The 363-nt window shown below is 41.6% G+C and carries 1 protein-coding gene; it reads right to left on the bottom strand.

The window, feature by feature from the left end; genetic code table 11:
- Positions 1-363 (bottom strand): permease (locus tag ACRHNM_RS16390; protein ID WP_431137705.1); only part of this gene is annotated, 363 nt, incomplete at both ends.

Here is a 363-nt window from a genome sequence, read left to right as displayed (position 1 = left end):
ATAAAAATCGACATTTTCCAGCCGTAATATTTAGCGTTGATTCGCAGTACTGGAAAGACCACCAAGTCGCTAAAAATAAAGGCCATAACCCCAGCAAAACTCACGCCCTTGCCAAATAGTAATGCTGCCAAAGGAATGTTGCCCATAGACCCAATGAATGTTAAAAATGCTGCGACAGGCCCAACGATGACATGTTCGAGTATTTCCAAAAATGTAAAATCGGTATTTCCCTGGCCACTATTTATGAATAGTGTTTGGAAAAATGAATCAGGGACGAATGCTGCTACTATTCCGGCAATTGTAAAGCCTACGGTTACGTCTTTCCTCTCCATCTGCCATTCCATCTTGTATTTCTTGGCAACT

The sequence above is a fragment of the Psychroserpens mesophilus genome, assembly GCF_050617655.1.
Lineage (GTDB): Bacteria > Bacteroidota > Bacteroidia > Flavobacteriales > Flavobacteriaceae > Psychroserpens > Psychroserpens mesophilus_A.
Note: the sequence above shows the minus strand (reverse complement) of the source record. Positions and strands in the feature narration are given on the sequence as shown.